General features: G+C 37.5%; 17 protein-coding genes. 15 read left to right on the top strand and 2 right to left on the bottom strand.

Features of this window, described 5'->3' with window-relative positions:
• Window positions 1-102: 102 nt before the first annotated feature.
• From BUC45_RS11030 to BUC45_RS10975, 12 genes are all read left to right on the top strand, one after another.
• The gene (locus BUC45_RS11030) at window positions 103-1,575 is read left to right on the top strand and encodes an NAD(P)/FAD-dependent oxidoreductase (protein WP_296972349.1); all 1,473 of its coding nucleotides are present in this window, start codon (window positions 103-105) and stop codon (window positions 1,573-1,575) included.
• The gene (locus BUC45_RS11025; RefSeq protein WP_013777684.1) at window positions 1,565-2,842 is read left to right on the top strand and encodes an FAD-dependent oxidoreductase; all 1,278 of its coding nucleotides are present in this window, start codon (window positions 1,565-1,567) and stop codon (window positions 2,840-2,842) included. The genes BUC45_RS11030 and BUC45_RS11025 overlap by 11 nt, the downstream gene beginning before the upstream one ends.
• Entirely contained in the window at window positions 2,832-3,188 is a 357-nt protein-coding gene (locus tag BUC45_RS11020) for a DUF1667 domain-containing protein (RefSeq protein ID WP_013777685.1), read from the top strand. Before BUC45_RS11025 ends, BUC45_RS11020 begins: the two co-directional genes overlap by 11 nt.
• Before the next feature lie 45 nt (window positions 3,189-3,233).
• Window positions 3,234-4,916 carry a sigma 54-interacting transcriptional regulator gene (locus BUC45_RS11015; RefSeq protein ID WP_013777686.1) on the top strand — a complete coding sequence of 561 codons (1,683 nt, stop codon included), beginning with the start codon at window positions 3,234-3,236 and terminating at the stop codon, window positions 4,914-4,916.
• A 24-nt stretch (window positions 4,917-4,940) separates the two neighbouring features.
• Window positions 4,941-6,680: a phosphate/phosphite/phosphonate ABC transporter substrate-binding protein gene (gene phnD, locus BUC45_RS11010; RefSeq protein ID WP_296972348.1), complete on the top strand. Its 1,740-nt coding sequence runs from the start codon at window positions 4,941-4,943 to the stop codon at window positions 6,678-6,680.
• Between the two features lie 120 nt (window positions 6,681-6,800).
• A complete protein-coding gene (gene dhaK / locus BUC45_RS11005) occupies window positions 6,801-7,799 on the top strand; it encodes a dihydroxyacetone kinase subunit DhaK (RefSeq protein WP_013777688.1) in 999 nt (332 codons plus the stop codon).
• Between the two features lie 27 nt (window positions 7,800-7,826).
• Complete coding sequence (gene dhaL, locus BUC45_RS11000) at window positions 7,827-8,459, top strand: dihydroxyacetone kinase subunit DhaL (protein ID WP_013777689.1); 633 nt, start codon at window positions 7,827-7,829, stop codon at window positions 8,457-8,459.
• A gap of 14 nt (window positions 8,460-8,473) precedes the next feature.
• A complete protein-coding gene (dhaM, locus tag BUC45_RS10995; protein WP_296972346.1) occupies window positions 8,474-8,887 on the top strand; it encodes a dihydroxyacetone kinase phosphoryl donor subunit DhaM in 414 nt (137 codons plus the stop codon).
• 185 nt (window positions 8,888-9,072) lie between these two features.
• Window positions 9,073-9,483, top strand: a complete 411-nt coding sequence (locus BUC45_RS10990; RefSeq protein WP_013777692.1) for a secondary thiamine-phosphate synthase enzyme YjbQ — start codon at window positions 9,073-9,075, stop codon at window positions 9,481-9,483.
• Between the two features lie 379 nt (window positions 9,484-9,862).
• Window positions 9,863-11,155 (top strand): phenylacetate--CoA ligase, encoded by a 1,293-nt coding sequence (locus BUC45_RS10985; RefSeq protein WP_041591488.1) that lies wholly within the window; start codon window positions 9,863-9,865, stop codon window positions 11,153-11,155.
• A gap of 336 nt (window positions 11,156-11,491) precedes the next feature.
• On the top strand, window positions 11,492-12,682 hold the full coding sequence (locus BUC45_RS10980; RefSeq protein ID WP_013777694.1) for a DNA polymerase IV: 1,191 nt from the start codon (window positions 11,492-11,494) through the stop codon (window positions 12,680-12,682).
• Window positions 12,683-12,927: 245 nt separating this feature from the next.
• A complete protein-coding gene (locus BUC45_RS10975; RefSeq protein WP_296972344.1) occupies window positions 12,928-13,887 on the top strand; it encodes a Cof-type HAD-IIB family hydrolase in 960 nt (319 codons plus the stop codon).
• Window positions 13,888-14,045: 158 nt separating this feature from the next.
• On the opposite strand, the gene BUC45_RS10970 is transcribed toward BUC45_RS10975, so the two are convergent.
• Window positions 14,046-15,029: an ATP-grasp domain-containing protein gene (locus BUC45_RS10970; protein WP_296972343.1), complete on the bottom strand. Its 984-nt coding sequence runs from the start codon at window positions 15,027-15,029 to the stop codon at window positions 14,046-14,048.
• Window positions 15,030-15,305: 276 nt separating this feature from the next.
• Here BUC45_RS10970 and BUC45_RS10965 point away from each other — a divergent pair, with 276 nt between their 5' ends.
• The 3 genes from BUC45_RS10965 (at window position 15,306) to BUC45_RS10955 (ending at window position 17,975) form a co-directional block, all read left to right on the top strand.
• Complete coding sequence (locus BUC45_RS10965; RefSeq protein ID WP_296972341.1) at window positions 15,306-15,821, top strand: O-acetyl-ADP-ribose deacetylase; 516 nt, start codon at window positions 15,306-15,308, stop codon at window positions 15,819-15,821.
• A gap of 89 nt (window positions 15,822-15,910) precedes the next feature.
• Window positions 15,911-16,795: an NAD(P)-dependent oxidoreductase gene (locus BUC45_RS10960; RefSeq protein WP_296972340.1), complete on the top strand. Its 885-nt coding sequence runs from the start codon at window positions 15,911-15,913 to the stop codon at window positions 16,793-16,795.
• Window positions 16,796-16,898: 103 nt separating this feature from the next.
• On the top strand, window positions 16,899-17,975 hold the full coding sequence (locus tag BUC45_RS10955) for a mannose-1-phosphate guanylyltransferase (RefSeq protein ID WP_296972338.1): 1,077 nt from the start codon (window positions 16,899-16,901) through the stop codon (window positions 17,973-17,975).
• A 35-nt stretch (window positions 17,976-18,010) separates the two neighbouring features.
• Here the strand turns inward: BUC45_RS10955 and BUC45_RS10950 are convergent, their stop codons facing one another.
• Complete coding sequence (locus BUC45_RS10950) at window positions 18,011-18,922, bottom strand: helix-turn-helix domain-containing protein (protein ID WP_296972337.1); 912 nt, start codon at window positions 18,920-18,922, stop codon at window positions 18,011-18,013.
• Window positions 18,923-18,927 lie beyond the last annotated feature (5 nt).

Here is an 18,927-nt window from a genome sequence, read left to right as displayed (position 1 = left end):
TAGTGAAAAAAAGATGCAATAAGATTTAGAAGCTGTGGCGGAGAATAAGGAGAACCACACCTTTATATAGGGTGTGGTTTTCCTAATTTGGGGAGGAATAAAATGGAAGACATAGTAATTATTGGGGCAGGAGTAACTGGCTGTTCAATTGCTCGTGAGCTGTCTCGCTATGATATCAATATTACTTTAGTGGAAAAAGAAGAGGATGTGGCTTGTGGTACCAGCAAAGCTAATAGTGCTGTAGTGCATGCCGGTTTTGATGCAACACCGGGTACGTGGAAAGCAAAACTCAATGTAGCGGGAAATAAGCTTTATCCTGCGCTGTGTGAAGAACTTGATGTACCATTTAAAATGAATGGCTCTCTTGTTGTTGCTGTAAACGAAGAAGAAGTGAATGCTCTTGATGAATTGCTTAAGAAAGGCAAGATGAATGGCGTAAATCCGTTAAGGATTATTGGAAAAGATGAACTACATGCTTTAGAACCTAATCTAAATCCCGATGCTCGAGCAGCACTTGATGCTCCGACCGGTGGGCTTGTTTGCCCGTATGAGCTTACTATTGCTTTAGCGGAAAATGCCAATCAAAATGGAGTAAAATTTTGGCTTAATGCGCCAGTAACTGATATAGAAGTAATGGGAGACTATTGTTTTTTGGTAAAGACTCCAAAGGGAAACATTAAAACAAAATATGTGATAAATGCCGCCGGCCTATTTGCCGATGAGATTTCAAAAATGGCTGGCGCTGAAGAATATACGATAACTCCTCGCAAAGGCGAATATCTCATATTTGATAAGCAATTTGGAAATATGGTAAAAAAAGCAATTTTCCCAACTCCGACTAAAATATCTAAAGGTATTTTAGTATGCCCGACTGTTGATGGAAACATATTTATAGGCCCCAATTCAAACGATATTGAAGATAAATATGACACAAGTGTAAATGCTGCCGGAATCGAAGAAATTATAACTGGTGGAAGGAAGCTTGTGCCAAATCTACCTTTAAAAAATGTAATCACATCTTTTGCAGGGCTAAGAGCAGTATCTAACACTAATGACTTTATAATTGAAGCATCTAAATTGGTTAAAGGCTTTATCAATGTGGGCGGTATACAGTCACCCGGCCTAACTTCAGCACCTGCTATAGCACTCATGGTAAAAGATATACTGCAAGATGCAGGCCTTGATTTAAAAAAGAAAAAAGATTTTATTCCTCATAGGCCAAAAAAATACAGGTTTAGGGAATTAGGCAGTGAAGAACGCAGAAAGCTTATTGAACAAAATTCTGCATTCGGCCATGTGATTTGCAGATGCGAAACTGTTACCGAAGCGGAAATTATTGATGCTATAAGGAGGCCGGTAGGTGCTCGCAGTATAGATGCGGTAAAAAGGAGAACTCGTGCCGGCATGGGACGGTGTCAAGGAGGTTTTTGCTCTCCGAGAGTGCTGGAAATATTAACAAAAGAACTTGGAGCAGATCCTTTGGAAATAACTAAAAAGGGTCCGGGTTCAAATATGCTGGTTGGTCGTATAAAGGAATTTCTACAGGACGAAGGCGGTGACCAAAATGATAACTAAAGAACTTGTAATAATAGGCGGTGGTCCTGCAGGGCTTGCTGCTGCAATTGAAGCAAAAAAACATGGTGCAAAGGATATTTTGCTTATAGAACGGGATTCCGGTCTGGGAGGAATTTTACAACAGTGTATCCATAACGGTTTTGGTCTTCATGTTTTCAAAGAAGAACTTACAGGTCCCGAATATGCCGACAGATTCATTAAAGAGCTTGAGGAAATAGGTATAGAAGTCTTGCTAGATACTATGGTTATAGATTTGACAGAAGATAAGCAAATAATCGCTGTCAGTCATAAAAAAGGATTGCTCCAAATCAAAGCTGATGCAGTAATACTTACCATGGGATGCAGGGAAAGAACCAGGGGTGCTATAAATATTCCGGGCTACCGTCCTGCAGGGATTTTTACGGCAGGCACCGCCCAGAGATTTGTAAACATCGAAGGCTACATGCCCGGCAAGGAAATAGTTATTTTAGGCTCAGGTGATATAGGTCTTATCATGGCGCGTCGCTTTACTCTTGAGGGGGCAAAGGTAAAATGTGTAGCGGAAATAATGCCTTACTCAAACGGCCTTACGCGAAATATTGTCCAGTGCTTGGAGGATTTTGATATTCCACTGCTTTTAAGCCATACTGTCACATACATCCATGGCAGAAATAGAGTTGAAGGTGTAACAATTGCTCAAGTGGATGATAAACTAAATCCTATTCCGTCAACCGAAAAATTTATTAGCTGTGATACTTTACTGCTATCAGTAGGATTGATTCCGGAAAATGAGCTCTCAAAGATGGCTGATATTCAAATAGATAATGTTACCGGGGGGCCGGTGGTAAATCAGAGAATGGAAACCTCGGTACCTGGAATTTTTGCATGCGGCAACGTAGTCCATGTTCATGACTTAGTAGATTTTGTTACTATGGAATCAAGGCTTGCAGGCCGTGGCGCCGTAAATTACCTGAAAAATAAGATGCCACAGCAAAAATTCATTAAGGTTTCACCAGGTTCTGATATTAGATATGTTGTGCCGCAATTGATTGATGCTGAAAATATTCTGGATGAAAAACAAAACTTTTTTATGCGTAGCACAAGACCTATGGAAAAGGCACGTTTATTTATAGAATCGGAAGATGGCCTTATCCGTGCAAAAGTACTCCAGCACATAAAGCCTAGCGAAATGATAAATATTGAACTTAAAAAAGAAGAACTTGCAAATAAAGATATTAAGACCTTAAAATTTTCCCTTCAGGAAGAAGGTGTGGATAATGGAAATTAATAAAACAGTGACTTGTATTATTTGTCCGAAAGGATGTCAAATCGATGTAAAAGTTGTAGACAACGAAGTTGTCAATATAGAAAATTATGGTTGTAAACGCGGTATAGAATATGCTAAAAATGAAGTATTAGACCCGCGAAGGATACTTACTACAACGTTAAAACTTCAAGGTGGCAGAGTACTGCCGGTAAAGACAAAAGAGCCTATTCCTAAAAAATTATTGAAGAAAGCTATGTTTGAATTAAAAGATATTGTAGTAGCTCAACCTGTTAAAGTTGGTGATGTAGTTGCAGAAAATGTAGTTGGAACAGGCATTGATGTAATTGCTACGGGAAATGCTGAATAAAAACATAAATATAATTTTTGGACAGAAGCGAAAGGGTGAAAAGCCTTGTTTCAAAAAAATGCTGTTTTTACCCATCCTAAAGGAATGCATATCAGAGCTGCGGCAATGATAGTCCAAAAGGCTTATGAGATAGAAAATACAATGGGCACAAGCGTATATATCCGCAATCAAGCCGGAAGGGAAGTGCCTGCTACTGCATTGATGGCTATTCACTCATTGAATATAAAACCCGGAGAATGTATTACAATAGTAGCAAAGGGGCCAAATGCAAATGATGCAATAGAATGTTTTGAAGAATTGCTCAAACGCGATTTATTGCCTCAGAATTCTGCAGAATTAGAGCAGGTGGATGATATTTTAGAAGAAAATATGATTAAAGCCGATAAAATCTTTGACAGTATAGGTCTTGGCCTTATCGTCACAAATAAACAAGGCACCATAATACAGTGCAATAGGATTGTAGAGAATTTAATGGGTATAAATAAACAATATATCATTGGTAATTCGATTCAAGAAGTCATTCCAGGTATAGATTTGAGTGGTGGGTCATTTAACAGGATTAGGGTTAAGGGATCGGCAAAAAAAGACGAACAAAAAATTATATCGGCAGATGTTAATCCAATATTTGTTGAAGGTGAAATCGCCGGATATTCTATAATTTTTAACAAGCATGCTTCCCAAATGGGATTGCCACTTTCTGAACAATTATTAGATTATAGCCAAAAGAACGAGTTAGGTTTCAAAATATCTCAAAAAGAAACATTTAAACTTGATGAAGCCTTTAGCAATATTATTGGTCGCAGTGAAAAGTTATTGGCAGCTTTAGGTATTGCCGCTAAGGCAGCCAAAACTTCTTCTACTGTTCTTTTACAAGGAGAAAGCGGTACGGGAAAAGAATTGGTAGCCGAAGCAATCCACCGTGCTAGCAGCCGCTGTAAAGGGCCTTTTATAAAGGTAAATTGTCCCGGTATACCGGCCAATTTAATGGAAAGTGAACTTTTTGGCCACGAAAGAGGTGCCTTTACCGGCGCTATTTATCAAAAAATCGGTAAGTTTGAATTAGCAAATGGCGGCACTATATTTCTTGACGAAATAGGTGAATTGGATAAAAATTTACAAGCAAAACTTCTTAGAGTCTTACAGGAGCGGGAATTTGAAAGAGTAGGAGGAAATCAGGTTTTAAAAACTGATGTCAGAATAATAGCTGCAACCCATCGAAATTTAAGGGAAATGGTAAGCAAAGGTGATTTTCGTGAAGATCTCTACTATCGATTGAATGTGGTACCTGTAATGCTGCCAAGTCTAAGAGAGAGAAAAGATGACATTCCTTTACTTGTCGAGCATTTTCTTGAAAAACTCTGTAAAAAGTTAGGCTTGAAAAATAAAATTATGTCGAAAAGAGCTATTGGATATTTATACAATTATGATTGGCCCGGAAATGTTCGAGAATTGGAGAATATTATTGAACGAGTTATAAATCTGACCGATAGCGAAGTGATTGATGCATGGGATCTTCCCCAATATATAACCGGTAAGATTATAGAAAAAAAACAACCTCTTATAAACTTAAACATGGATGGAGAGTTGGCTACCTTTGATGATTACGAAAAGGCCATAATAAAAGTGGCTCTAAAAAAATATAAAAGCTTTAATGCCGCCGGTAAGGCTTTAGGGATAACCCATAAAACCGTTGCGGCAAAAGCTAGAAGATATGGTATAATTGAGTAAAGTATACTGAGAAGGGGTCAAAAAATGGTAAACTTGAAATCTCATATTGATAATGCGGTTATGACCTCGAACAGCCAAGCCAATCAAAGCGAAATACTTCATCTGAGTGAGCAGGTAGGTTATGATGCTCATGAATTAAAGTGGATAGTTGCAAAAAATGCTGACACGGTAAAAATTTTGGTGAGATTTATTGACGATATATCTTGCCATTCACAGGAGATAAGTGCAAATGCAGCTAGCGGCTCAGAAGAGCTTAAAGCTCTATCGCTTTTGGCATCAAAATTAAAAGAAACGGCTGCAATGGTTTCTCAAATATCAAGGGATTACTCAAAAAAAGTGGAAGAGGGAAGTACAGCTATAAGTGAAGTAGAGTATGCCTTAGCACAAGTTACTTCTCAAATAGACAAATCTTCCGCTGAAATTGAAGCCTTGTTGGGGCTTACAGAAAAAGTAAAGGATTTTGTAAGTTTTACTAAGCATATAGCACAGCAGACGAACCTGCTCGCCCTAAATGCGGCCATAGAAGCAGCCAGAGCCGGTGAGGCCGGTCGAGGCTTTAGCGTTGTGGCAAATGAAATTAGAAAGCTTGCAGAACGGAGTAGAGAAAAAGCTCAAGAGATACATGACACTGCAGATATGATAAATGAAGGTATAGTTAAGGCATGCCAAATATCTAAAGAAGGTGTTACCGGATTACAAAACACAAATGCAAAGATGCAAATAGGAAAAGATGTAATGAATGAAGCTGTTGCTGTATTTGAGGATATATCAGAGCTTAACAGTAAATTATTTGATTCTTCTGAAGAACAAGCAAAGGTTTCCGAATACTTAACGGAAATATTTATGACGCTTTCAGAAAAGACTGCATCAACTGCAGATTCCACCACAAAAGTAGCTTTTCTAATAAAGGATCAAGAAAAATGCAATGATGAGCTTTTGGTGATAGCCGAGAAACTAGTGCAAAAAGTGTACTCTCTGCAAAAACAGTCTACTTATCTAAAAAGCAAAGATGAAATAATTTTTGGCATAAATCCCGCACTAAGTCCTGAAGTTATAAAGTCTTTATACCTTCCTGTAATTAATGCTATATGTAATAAAATCGGTCTTATCCCAAGAGTTCTGGTAGCTACCGACTATGACGCACTGTCTAACAGCTTAATCGACGGTATCGTTGATGTGGGATGGTTTTCGCCTTTAGCCTATGTAAATGCCAGAAATAAGGCTCCGATTATTCCATTAGTAACACCTGTTGTAAATGGAGCACCCAGCTATTTGGGATTTATTATTACAACTGTAGAGTCCGGCATAAAAGATTTAAAAGACGTAAAAGGGGAGCGGGTAGCATTTGTAGACCCTAAATCAGCTTCCGGCTATGCTTATCCAAGGATGCTTTTGAAAAAGGCCGGGATAAATCCTGACAGAGATTTACAAGAACAATTATTTCTTGGAACACATAGTAATGTAGTAGAAGCGGTACTGTCGGGCTCAATTAAAGTAGGCGCTACTTATTCCGAAGCGATAGATGATGCAAAACATAGAGGCCTTGATGTAAGTAAGCTTGTATATTTAGCTCAGACCGATCCGATACCGAAAGACTGTATAGCAGTTCGTCCCGGTTTGGAGCCGGAAACAATAGAGAAACTAAAGAATGCTTTCATAAATTATAAAGATAACAAGAAAGGCAGCTCGGTGATTAACGGTTTTGTTGTTGCTTACGATGATAATTACGATATTATTCGAGAAGTAGTAAAAGACGCAGGTTGATAAAAATTACCAACTATTATTTTTGAAAATTATAAAAGGCGCATGTATTAAGGCTTTTAACGTTGGTATGATTTATGCTATTATATAATAGTATAAATCATTTTTTTTAGGAGGGTTTCTATGAAAAAGATTATTAATAATCCCGAAAATGTCGTACAAGAGATGTTGGAAGGTATGGTGGCGGCCTACCCACAGTATGTGCGAAAACTCGATGGATTTGATGTTATTGTAAGAGCTAATGCTCCAGTGAAGGGAAAAGTTGCACTGGTATCAGGCGGAGGCAGTGGTCACGAGCCTTCTCATGCGGGTTTTGTGGGTAAGGGCATGCTTGATGCCGGAGTTGCCGGTGCGGTCTTTACATCTCCAACCCCGGACCAAGTTTTTGAAGCAATAAAGGCCGTTGATGGCGGTGCCGGTGTGTTACTGATAATAAAAAACTATACCGGTGATGTTATGAATTTTGAGATGGCAGGAGAAATGGCTGAAGCTGAGGGAATCAAAGTGGCAAGTGTGCTGGTAAATGATGATGTAGCCGTTGAAGATAGCCTTTACACAACAGGTCGGCGCGGCATTGCCGGAACAGTTTTTGTGCACAAGATTGCAGGAGCAAAGGCTGAAGCCGGAGGAACTCTGGAAGACGTAAAAGCGGTGGCAGAAAAAGTTATTAAAAACACTAGAAGCATGGGGATGGCACTAACACCTTGTATAGTACCTGCTGCAGGGAAACCTACTTTTACTCTGGCAGAGGATGAAATGGAAATAGGAATGGGCATTCACGGAGAACCTGGAACTAAGCGTACACATATTATGAAAGCTGATGAGTTAGTGGATCATCTGATGGATAAAATAATAAATGATATACCGTATAAATCAGGGGATGAAGTAGCGGTAATGATAAATGGCCTTGGTGCCACACCCCTTATGGAACAGTTCATAATGAATCGTAGAGTGAGTCAAATATTGAAAGAAAAAGGAATTTCAGTATACAAAACCTTTGTAGGAGAATTTATGACCTCAATTGAAATGGCCGGAGCATCAATCACCTTATTAAAATTGGATGATGAATTAAAACAATTATTGGATGCCCAGGCCGATACTCCTGCTTTAAGACAATTATGATGCATCTTTTGAAAGGAGACGGGAGACTTGGCAGTAAATAGTGCAGAATTAATCGAAATTATAAATCTGATAGCACATGATATTCAGGAAAATAAGGATTTTTTGACGGAACTTGATTCAGCTATTGGTGATGCTGATCACGGTATAAATATGTCAAAAGGTTTTAAAGCTGTCAATGAAAAAATATCCACAATGGGTGATAAGGACTGTGGCAGTATCTTGAAAACCGTAGGAATGACGCTAGTATCGACCGTCGGTGGCGCTTCCGGCCCCTTGTACGGTACAGCATTTATGAGGGCAGGTCAAGCGGTTGGAGCCAAAAAAGAACTTGATTTTAATGATTTGCCAATAATTTTGGATGCTGCTCTTGAAGGCATTAAGATGCGTGGGAAAGCCGAAAAGGGCGAGAAAACCATAATAGATGCTTTAGAACCTGCGGTAGAAGTATTGAAAAAATCATCACCTGTAGATATAAAACTCATGGAAGAGGCAGTAAAAGCAGCAAAAGATGGGGTAGAATACACTAAAGGCATAATTGCAAAAAAAGGAAGAGCTAGTTACCTAGGGGAAAGAAGTATTGGTCATCAGGACCCGGGTGCTACTTCCTGCTATATTATGTTAGCGGCAGTATACAAGGCAATACACGATAAAAATAATTGATAAATATTGTCAAAGTGAAATGGGGTGATGCATTGGTTGGTATCGTGTTAGTATCACATAGTAAAAAAATGGCAGATGGAGCTAAGGAAATAATAGAGCAAGTGATAAGAGGCAAAATAAAAATTGAAGTAGCTGCCGGCACATCAGATAACAGACTGGGCACCGATGTCTTTCTAATTGAAGAAAAAGTTATGGAGGTCTTTGACGGTGACGGTGTATTGATTATTCCGGATCTGGGCAGTGCGGTAATGAGTGCAGAAATGGCTATTGAAAGTTTAGAAGAGCCTATAAAATCCAAGACACAACTAGCAGATTCACCCTTCTTTGAAGGAGCTATTTCAGCGGCTATGGAGGCAAGTTTTGGGAAGAGCCTCGAAGAGGTCAAGCAAGCGGCAGAAAATACCAGAGGCATGAAGAAAATAGCGTGAATAATTGTGAATAATTGGGGACGGTTCCGTCCCCAATTATTTATGTTGTGCTTATCTTATCGTATTCTACTTTAAAATAGATTATCCTTCAATTTATAATAATGGTAAAGGATTTTTTGTTTTGTGTAACGAAATATAATTACATACTTTCTATAGCATAGATTGAAATCTTGGAGGTAATGTGTATGAGAAAAATCGCAATTAAGACCGACCGGCGAAATCAGATGTTGGATATAACTTCGATTGTACAAAAGAGTGTCAGCGAGTCAGGTGTCAAAAATGGAATTTGTTATATTTTTGTACCACACACAACTGCTGCAGTTACCATTAACGAGAGTGCTGACACAGATGTTGCCAATGATATATTGGAAACTTTAAGCAAACTAATTCCATACAAAGACAGTTACAGGCATGTTGAAGGAAATTCCGATGCCCACATAAAAGCTTCATTGATTGGAGATACAGCGATGCTTATTATCGAAGATGGAAGATTAGTTTTAGGTAGATGGCAGGGAATCTTTTTCTGCGAATTTGATGGTCCTAGGAATAGAAATCTAATTATAAAAATCGTAGATGATAAGAAGACGGAAAATTAGTTTGGCTTAAATAAATACAACTGAACAAAAGTTGTGATTATCAGCATTTAAAAAAGTTGATAGTGTAAAATCACCTTAGGTCATATAACATAACTTGACATAACCATAAAAATTTGAAGTATTGACAATAAAGGTAGAGTTTGCTATTTTATATTTATTATGTGTAAATTTTAAAAAAGATTAAAGAAATTGTATCATGGCAGAATACAGGATTTCAGATGTGATTTAATAAATAAAAAATGTAGCACGGTAGGATGGACAGTGATTAAAATTAGACTTTTAATAATCTTCCTCCTGCTGTTAGTCGTGTAAATATATTTATCTTAAATGATTCATATAAATTATAGCTGCATAAAAAAGGAGGAGGGGCCAAGTGCCAATAATTTGGAATAAAAAGTGGGAGTGTGCACCACGAAAGGACATTGAAGAAATCCAGTTAGAACGGCTAAAAGCAACAGTAAAAAGGGTTTACGATAATGTGCCTTATTATAGAAAAACTCTAGATTCAATGGGGGTTCACCCTCAGGATATTCGTAAACTGGATGATATTAGAAAACTTCCCTTTACAACAAAGGATGTCTTGAGAGATAATTATCCTTTTGGACTTTTTGCTGTTCCCAAGGATGAATTATTACGAGTGCATGCTTCTTCAGGCACCACAGGAAAACCTACGGTAGTGGGTTATACTCGTAATGACCTTGAAACCTGGTCTGAACTCGTTGCCAGAGTGGTAACTCAGGCAGGTGTAACTAATAAGGATATGGCTCAGGTTGCTTTTGGCTACGGGCTTTTCACAGGAGCCTTTGGCCTTCATTATGGGCTTGAGAAAGTAGGAGCGGCTGTAATACCTGTGTCGGTAGGAAATACTGAACGACAAATTATGCTTATGCAGGACTTTGAAGCTACAGCATTGATTTCAACTCCGTCATATGCCTTATATATGGCAGAGGTGGCGGAAAAAATGGGCATTTATCCAAAAAAACTTCCATTAAAATATGGCCTCTTTGGTTCTGAAGCCTGTACTGAGGAAATGCGGCAAGAACTAGAGAAACGATGGGGAATTCTGGTTACCGATAATTATGGGCTTAGCGAAGTGATGGGACCGGGGGTTTCCGGCGAATGTCAATTTCAAGACGGTATGCATATAGCAGAAGATCATTTCATTGTTGAAATCATTGATCCCGTAACTGAAGAGCCTAAGGATTATGGAGAAGAAGGGGAGGTAGTCATTACAACATTGACAAAGGAAGCTCTCCCTATAATCCGATATAGAACAAGAGATATATCTTCATTAAATCCGGAACCATGCCGCTGCGGCAGGACGAGTATGCGCATGAAGAAGATATCGGGGCGAACCGATGATATGCTTATAATCCGAGGCGTGAATGTATTTCCATCTCAAATAGAAAGCGTTTTGGTACAATCCGAAGGTCTTACCCCTAATTATATGCTGGTTGTAACTAAAAACGGATATATGGATGAACTAGAAGTTCAAGTGGAAGTCACTGAAGAAATTTTTACCGACCGCTTTAAAGAACTGGAGGCTTTAGAAAAACGTATTGTTCATCGACTTTATACGGTGTTAGGGCTAAATGCCAAGGTAAGATTGGTAGCACCCAATTCCTTGAAGCGTTTTGAAGGAAAAGCCCAGCGAGTAAAAGACTTGAGATAATTGCGAATGACTAGGTAATAGTTATAAGGGAAGGTTTAATTTGTTAAGCTTAACAAATTAAACCTTCCCTTATCTTCTTCCTTTATCTTAAGATAAAGTGTTATTCTTGCCTCCAAATGAAACTTTTACCAAGTCTCATCAAGTGCCCTTATAAATTTGCTGTTAAATTTTGAGTAATTTTTTATGAAAACCGAAATATCCCCTTGCCGGTCTGCCACATCCGAAAAAAATTTCCAACTTTTGTATGACACTGACTCGGGTACACAGCATATTGATTTTAACGTAAGGGGATGATAGAATAATAGCAGAACATATGTTTGGCAGAGGGTGGTGTCAATGCTTCCTATTTTACATGTGGACATGAATGCCTTTTATGCTTCCTGCCATCAGGCAAAGGATCCAAGTCTTAAAGGTAAGCCTGTCATGGTGGCGGGAGACCCGAAAAAGAGAAATGGTATTATTTTAACGGCATCATATGAAGCTCGCCGATATGGAGTAAAGACGGCCATGCCTAAATGGCAGGCAGAAAAGCTATGTCCGCAAGCTGTTTTTATAAAACCCGATTATGATTTATACCTAAGAACCAGCCAAAAAGTGATGAGCATTCTGGGAAGATTTTCTCCTCAGATAGAGATTTTCAGCATTGATGAGGCTTGGCTTGATGTTACCGGATGTGAAAGACTCTTTGGCGATTCTGTGGCTATTGCACGTAAAATACAGGCTGCTATTGCCAAAGAGCTTGATTTATTATGTTCCATAGGAGTATCATGTAACAAACTTTTGGCTAAAATGGCTTCAGATATGAAAAAACCTAATGCTATTACTGTGTTGACTACGGAAGATGTACCAAAACTGCTTTGGCCCCTACCTGTAAATGAATTATTCGGAGTAGGAAGGCGTATGGCAGAAAAACTTAAACGAATGAATATAAAAACAATAGGAGATTTGGCAGAAGCTCCACAGGAGTTTTTAGAGAAGGCCTTCGGTTTAAACGGCAGTTATTTACACCTTTGGGCAAATGGTATTGATGATAGTGCTGTAAACCCACATTCTATGGATGACGCCAAGTCTATGGGCCATTCTATTACCCTGCCCAAAGATATAACATCCTTTGATGATGCGGAGATAGTGCTGCTGTTCTTGTCAGAGCAGGTGGGGCGAAGGGTCCGTAGGGAAAACTATATGGGCCGTACCGTTACCGTTACATTAAGATATGCTTCCTTTGATACTATTACACGCTCAGTTACTATTTTTTATACAAACAGCACCGAGGATATTTATAATGCTTCCAGAAAACTCCTTTACAGTAATTGGGATGGGAAAACCCCCCTAAGGCTTTTAGGGGTGAGCCTTTCTAATCTGGTCAAGGAATTCGATCAAGTATCTTTGTTTGATAATGAAGATAAGAAGCGGAAATTAAACAGAGTTATGGATGAAATTAAAGACCGGTTTGGTGATGACGCAATATTCCGGGCAAAATTGCTGGATGATAAGGAACTTAATGAACGAAAACTAAAAACTAGGTAAAACTGAAAACAATGCTCCGGCGATTCCCGTTATGCTCTGCACTAAAGACCTATTGACTTGATTATAACTATACTAAAAATAAAGAACCTTGAATATAAAAATGCATTATTTAAGGTTCATTTTAGTCTTTTACATAAATTACTAATAAGCAAAACAAAAAAGCGGGTCTTAGTTTTTGATTGAAAAAATGTGGCAATACGATATAATAAATTATATGATAGGGTTTAAGGAAAAGGAATGAATTAATGATGTGTAAAGGAAATACTTGCAGGTTATTTAATGGCGATTTTAAATTGATTGCATTGGATATTGATGGTACTCTTATTAACAGTGACCATATTATTACTTCTCGAACTATGCAGGCAATTAAAAATGCAAAAGATGCAGGAATAAATGTAACTATAGCAACCGGAAGACATTATATTAGTGCAATTAGAATAGCACGGAAAATACAAATAAGCGCCCCACTTATTTGTGGTGATGGAGCAATTATAAAAGACATAAATACAAATCATATAATCTATAATCTTCTTCCAAAAGAAATAGCAGTAGATGTTATGAGAATGGCTGCTGATTATGAAGATTTTAAAATTCAAGTTTTCACAAGAGAAGGAAAGATATATCTAGGATCCAATTATCGCAATAATTATTTCAAAAGTTTTTTACGTGCTCCATTAAAACATTCATTGAGAGGATATTTTAATCTATTAAGGGATTTTGTCTTTATACCGGTTAAAAATACGGGAAATATTGAAAAAACTATTGCAGCCATGGATGATGCACCATTAAAGGTAGTTGTCTATGGGAATAAAAGACGGGAAGATTTAAAGGATTTTACTGATAAAATCACAAAAAAATATGGTGATAGAATTTCAATAACATCTGCCATAGATAATTGTATTGACATTTTAAAAGGCGGAGTGTCAAAAGCAAAAGCTCTTGCTGTTTTATCTGAAAAACTCAATATAAAGCCTGAAGAAATAATAGCTGTTGGAGATAATATCAATGATATAGAAATGATTGAATATGCAGGCTTAGGAGTGGCGATGGGCAATGCCCCAGATGAAGTAAAGAGCAAAGCAAATTATGTGACAGATAGCAACAATAATGATGGGTTGGCAAAGTTTCTTGAAAATCTACTTTCGGCTCGAATGGAAACAAAGAAATTTTCTGTTCCTCAAACAGAGTTTTGCCGAGGCCAATAAGCTTTGGCCCTATTTCACAAAGAACTAAGTGTTATAGTGACTTCTAAACTATTTATTAGTTTTTTATACAAATAACTGATAAAGAATAGAGCATCCTAAACTACTTTAAAATAGCTTAGGATGCTCTATTCTTTATCATAATTGGCACGATATATCGGCTATGAGGTTAATGCATGAGCTGCTTTAAGTCTGTAGCGCTCTATTGCATAATTTAAAATACTTGCAATAAATTCTGACGCCGACATATTTTCAGCCTTGGCCATATATCCCATATATCCGGTATGAGCCTTGCCAGAAGACATAGTAAGACCAGCGAAGGTGTTAAGTTCCAAAAAGTAAGGCGTGCCATCTTTAGCTACAATCATATCTATGCGGCCGAAATCCTTGGCATTTAAAACTTTATATATCTTTTTTGCCGTTTCTTTAATTCTTTTTTCCTCCGCTTCGGAAAAATCCGCGGGACAGTGAATGATTTCATTATCGAGCATTTTGTGCTTGTAAGTGTTAGTCATGGCTGAGTTGTATTCAATTTCAAGAATAGGCAATATCCTTGGATTATTATTGCCTATGATTCCAACTGTGATTTCCCTGCCTTTTATAAACTCCTCTATTAATGCAGCCTGACCAATTTTTTGTGTAATGTTATCGATAACCTTAGGCAAATCTTCCGGCTTTTTAACTATGTTTTCTTCAGTGATTCCGGCACTGCCACGTCCATTTACTGGCTTTACAAATAATGGATATTCTAAAGAAAGTTTAGGAATATTTTTTGAGTTTTTTGCTACGAAAAACTTCGGTGTAGGCAGCTTATGAAAATCTACTAGTTTTTTGCGAGCCGACTTGCTGGTGGCTACTAGGTCAAGGCCGGATCCGACAAAAGGTATACCAAATGCTTCTAGAAATGCTACCTCTTTTAGCGATGAAGCATTGAACACAATATCTATCTTTTGGCTTAACAAGTCTTTAAGGGTTTCCTTAGGATTTTTTTTCCACTCAATCAAAACGGCATCAAAACCGGCTTCTTTAATCGCTGTCATGTGTTGAAAGGCCTCATCGTAGGCGTCGTCATAGATATTGTCTTTGGAGAGCCTTTTTTGCAATTCAACATTTCTAAATTTACGCCAAAACACTCCTACTTTCAACTATATGTATCCCCTTTCATTTTTATTAATTATTATAGAACGTATAAATTAAAGTTCCTCAAATAAATACTTGAGGAACATAGAACTATCGTAAATTATACCATATTATGCATATGTATGCAAAAAGTCACTTTGATTGTCGTAGCTTAGAAAGCGGAGGAGAACTTTTTATAAATATTTTAATTTAATTTCTATTATAAAATTTGATATAATGTAATTATGGTTATTTTTACTAAGCAAAAATCTGCCAATATATGATTTAATGGGGTGATGTTAATGAAGAAAATTCAGGTTGTTTTAGGTGATATCACGAAGATTAAGGTTGATGCCATTGTAAATGCGGCAAATAATACATTGCTCGGTGGCGGTGGCGTTGATGGCGCCATACATCGTGCTGCTGGACCGGAGCTTTTGGAGGAATGCCGCAAATTAAATGGCTGTAAAACCGGTGAGGCAAAAATCACAAAGGGATATAAGCTGCCAGCGAAATATGTAATACATACAGTGGGGCCAGTATGGCAAGGAGGCAATGCGAATGAGGATGAGCTTCTTGCCTCGTGCTATAGAAATTCTCTTGAGCTTGCAGCTAAGAATGGTATAAAAACAATTGCATTTCCATCTATAAGCACAGGAGCATACAGATTCCCCTTAAATCGTGCAGCTAAAATTGCTATTCGAGAGATACTTAATTTTTTAAAAGATAATGGAAGCATTGAAAAAGTGTATATGGTTTGCTTTGATGAAAAAACCATGGGTGCTTATGCTGAAGCCTTACAGGAATTGAGTCAATAATTACTACATTGTTTTTATAAAAACAACATTTTTGTCAATTAAAGCATTTTAATTTCAGTGATTTTGAGAAAACATGAGGAGGAAATTAAATGTCGGTTTGTAAAGAAAAGATGATTATCGGTTTCATAGGCACTGGTGTTATGGGCAGGAGCATGGCAGCAAATCTATTAAAATCCGACTATAAAGTGATGGTCTATAATCGGACAAAGGCCAAGGCAGAAGAACTGATTAAGCAGGGTGCTATATGGAAGGATACGGTAGCGGAAATTGCCAGGGAAACTAATGTTACTATAACAATGGTAGGATATCCTAAAGATGTAGAAGAGGTATATTTTGGCGAAGGCGGGATTATACAGAATGCTAAGGCAGGCTCTTATCTCATTGACATGACTACATCCAGCCCTAAACTGGCTCAAAAAATTTATGAAGCAGCAAAAGCTAAGGGATTGCATGCATTAGATGCGCCTGTTTCCGGTGGCGATGTTGGAGCACGAGAAGCAAAACTTTCTATTATGGTAGGTGGCGAATCAGCAGCATTTGAAACGATAAGGCCTATATTTGAGGCGATGGGCAAAAACATTGTTTTACAGGGCGGCTCGGGTGCCGGACAGTACACGAAGATGTGCAATCAAATTGCGATTGCTTCTAATATGATAGGTGTTTGTGAAGCTATGGCATATGCTAAAAAGGCAGGTCTTAATCCCCAAAATGTTTTAAAGAGCATAGAATCAGGAGCGGCAGGCAGTTGGTCCCTTAGCAATTTAGCACCTAGAATGCTATCGGGAGATTTTGAACCGGGTTTTTACATAAAACACTTTATTAAGGATATTAGAATCGCTCTTGAATCAGCTAAAGAGATGGGACTCAAAACTCCCGGGCTTGAGCTAGCCCTTTCCCTATATGAAGAATTGGCTCAAAAAGGTGAAGAGAACAGCGGAACACAGGCATTGTTTAAATATTATATATGTGATTAAAATGCATCTAAAAAGTGATAAATAAAGGTCATACGATGTAACATATTTTACAAATAAGGATACAATATCCTTATATGATAATAAGATACGGGAGGAAACGTATATGTATGGAGTAATTATGGCCGGTGGGGGAGGAACTAGATTTTGGCCATTAAGCAGGGCAAACACACCGAAACAGTTTTTAAATATAACCGGCGAAGACACCATGATTAATGATACAATAAAAAGAATTAAAAGTATCGTTCCGACTGATAAAATAATAATAGTTACCAATAAAATCCAAAAGAAAATGCTAAGTAAAGTTATTCAGGAAGATATACCTGAAGCAAATGTTTTGGCAGAACCCGTTGGACGTAATACTGCAGCGTGTATCGGTTATGCGGCTATGGTTATTAAAAAACGCTGCGGCGATGCTGTAATGGGCGTTTTTCCTTCAGATCATTATATAAAAGATGCTGATGAATTTCAAAGAGTTCTAAACGCTGCTTACAGTATAGCCGAGAACACTGAAAAGCTGGTAACTATAGGAATCAATCCCACCTTTCCATCTACGGGATATGGCTATATAAAATACGACAGGGAACGATCCATACCTGCAGAGGGTAAAATAGCATATGAAGTTGTAGATTTTGTGGAAAAACCTAATCTTGTCAAGGCAAAAGAATATTTAAAGAATGGAAACTATCTTTGGAATAGTGGAATGTTTGCATGGAAGGCATCAGTTATTCTTGAGAATTTTGAAAGATTTTTGCCAAAGCTTTATAGAGGTTTATTAGAACTTGAGCCGTTTATAGATACACCTAAGGAGAAAACTGTAGTTGAGGAAATATATCCTGCTTTACAAAGTATTTCTATTGATTATGGTGTAATGGAAAGATCTGATGAAGTCGTTGTTATTCCGGGAGACTTTGGCTGGAGTGATGTAGGATCTTGGGATTCCTTAGGAGAAGTGTTTCCTCTTGATGAAAATGGCAATATCACACGAGGTGATTTTATAGCCATCGATACACGAAATTCTATAATTTATTCCAACAGTCGCTTAGTAGCAGCGGTAGGTTTGGAAAATATGATTGTTGTAGAAACAAATGATGCCCTATTGGTCTGCCCAAAAGAAAAAGCTCAAGATGTCAAGAAGGTTGTGGAACAGTTGAAAGAAATGGGAAGAAATGAACTACTTTAAAAACTATGGTGTGTTTGCACAATTTTAAGGAATCACTAGAAAAAGTCATTTAAAATGAGATGAATTTTCATTTTTATGGCATCATTAAAATTTCGCAAATCCAGCCCTGTAATGGTATAAATTTTATCCAGTCGGTAAATGAGCGTATTTCGATGAATATAAAGCTGTCGAGCTGCTTGTGCTATGTGAAGATTGCAGTCGAGGAAAACTCGTATTGTATTTATGGTATCACTATCTAAGTCTTTAAAATTCATTTCCATTTCATTTTTATAGTTATGGCGAATTTCTGAAGGCAGTAAGGAAATAAGCAGCTCTAAGGCCATTTCCGGATAATGAAGAACACCGAAATTTTTTCGAGAAGCAAATATCAAAGCTTTTTTAGCATCATTGAAAGCTCTGATTAGCTCAGATTGAGAATGTGCAATTCCTCCAAGACTGATGACGGCTTTTTGGGAAACTTCTTCAGCTATGGTTTGATACAGTGCTGAAGAAGTTTCCTTTAACTCATCTAAATTACTTATGGGTAAAAATGACAGTAACATATCATCAATTCTAGCAGTCATGCCTTCTTCGAAAATTGTATTAATAAACCCTTCTATTTCTGCAAGAAACTCACTTTGAATCAAAGCTAAACCACAGGGGAAGGGAAAATCAGTTAATGTAGAATTTTTTCCGTTGATGAAAGCTGCCAGTTCTCTATCGAATTTTGCTTTAACCGTAATTTCAAGAAAAAAGCATAAGTCTTCCAACTGATTTTTTGGCAGTAAAGCTTGTAAAGTATAAATTTTATTTATTAGAAATATATTTTTTTCACTTATATTATCGCCATTTAAGTCTTGACCAAAAATCTTTTGCCCATGCTTATCAAGCAATACAAAAGGTGTTTTTATATTTGAATTTATTTCAGATAAAATCGATAATAATAAACCTTCCATGCTTATCACCATAAATA

Source organism: Tepidanaerobacter sp. EBM-38 (assembly GCA_001896545.1).
In the GTDB taxonomy this organism is placed as follows: Bacteria; Bacillota; Thermosediminibacteria; order Thermosediminibacterales; family Tepidanaerobacteraceae; genus Tepidanaerobacter.
The sequence above is the reverse complement of the archived record's forward strand: the minus strand, read 5'-3'. Positions and strand labels throughout refer to the sequence as shown.

Excerpts from the sequence above, each read along its gene's own strand:
- BUC45_RS10955 (WP_296972338.1), top strand. The coding sequence starts at position 16,899 with ATGTATGGAGTAATTATGGCCGGTGGGGGAGGAACTAGATTTTGGCCA.
- BUC45_RS10990 (WP_013777692.1), top strand. The coding sequence starts at position 9,073 with ATGAGAAAAATCGCAATTAAGACCGACCGGCGAAATCAGATGTTGGAT.
- BUC45_RS10980 (WP_013777694.1), top strand. The coding sequence starts at position 11,492 with ATGCTTCCTATTTTACATGTGGACATGAATGCCTTTTATGCTTCCTGC.
- BUC45_RS10950 (WP_296972337.1), bottom strand. The coding sequence starts at position 18,922 with ATGGTGATAAGCATGGAAGGTTTATTATTATCGATTTTATCTGAAATA.
- BUC45_RS10960 (WP_296972340.1), top strand. The coding sequence starts at position 15,911 with ATGTCGGTTTGTAAAGAAAAGATGATTATCGGTTTCATAGGCACTGGT.
- phnD (WP_296972348.1), top strand. The coding sequence starts at position 4,941 with ATGGTAAACTTGAAATCTCATATTGATAATGCGGTTATGACCTCGAAC.
- BUC45_RS10965 (WP_296972341.1), top strand. The coding sequence starts at position 15,306 with ATGAAGAAAATTCAGGTTGTTTTAGGTGATATCACGAAGATTAAGGTT.
- BUC45_RS10975 (WP_296972344.1), top strand. The coding sequence starts at position 12,928 with ATGATGTGTAAAGGAAATACTTGCAGGTTATTTAATGGCGATTTTAAA.
- BUC45_RS11020 (WP_013777685.1), top strand. The coding sequence starts at position 2,832 with ATGGAAATTAATAAAACAGTGACTTGTATTATTTGTCCGAAAGGATGT.
- BUC45_RS11030 (WP_296972349.1), top strand. The coding sequence starts at position 103 with ATGGAAGACATAGTAATTATTGGGGCAGGAGTAACTGGCTGTTCAATT.
- BUC45_RS11025 (WP_013777684.1), top strand. The coding sequence starts at position 1,565 with ATGATAACTAAAGAACTTGTAATAATAGGCGGTGGTCCTGCAGGGCTT.
- dhaK (WP_013777688.1), top strand. The coding sequence starts at position 6,801 with ATGAAAAAGATTATTAATAATCCCGAAAATGTCGTACAAGAGATGTTG.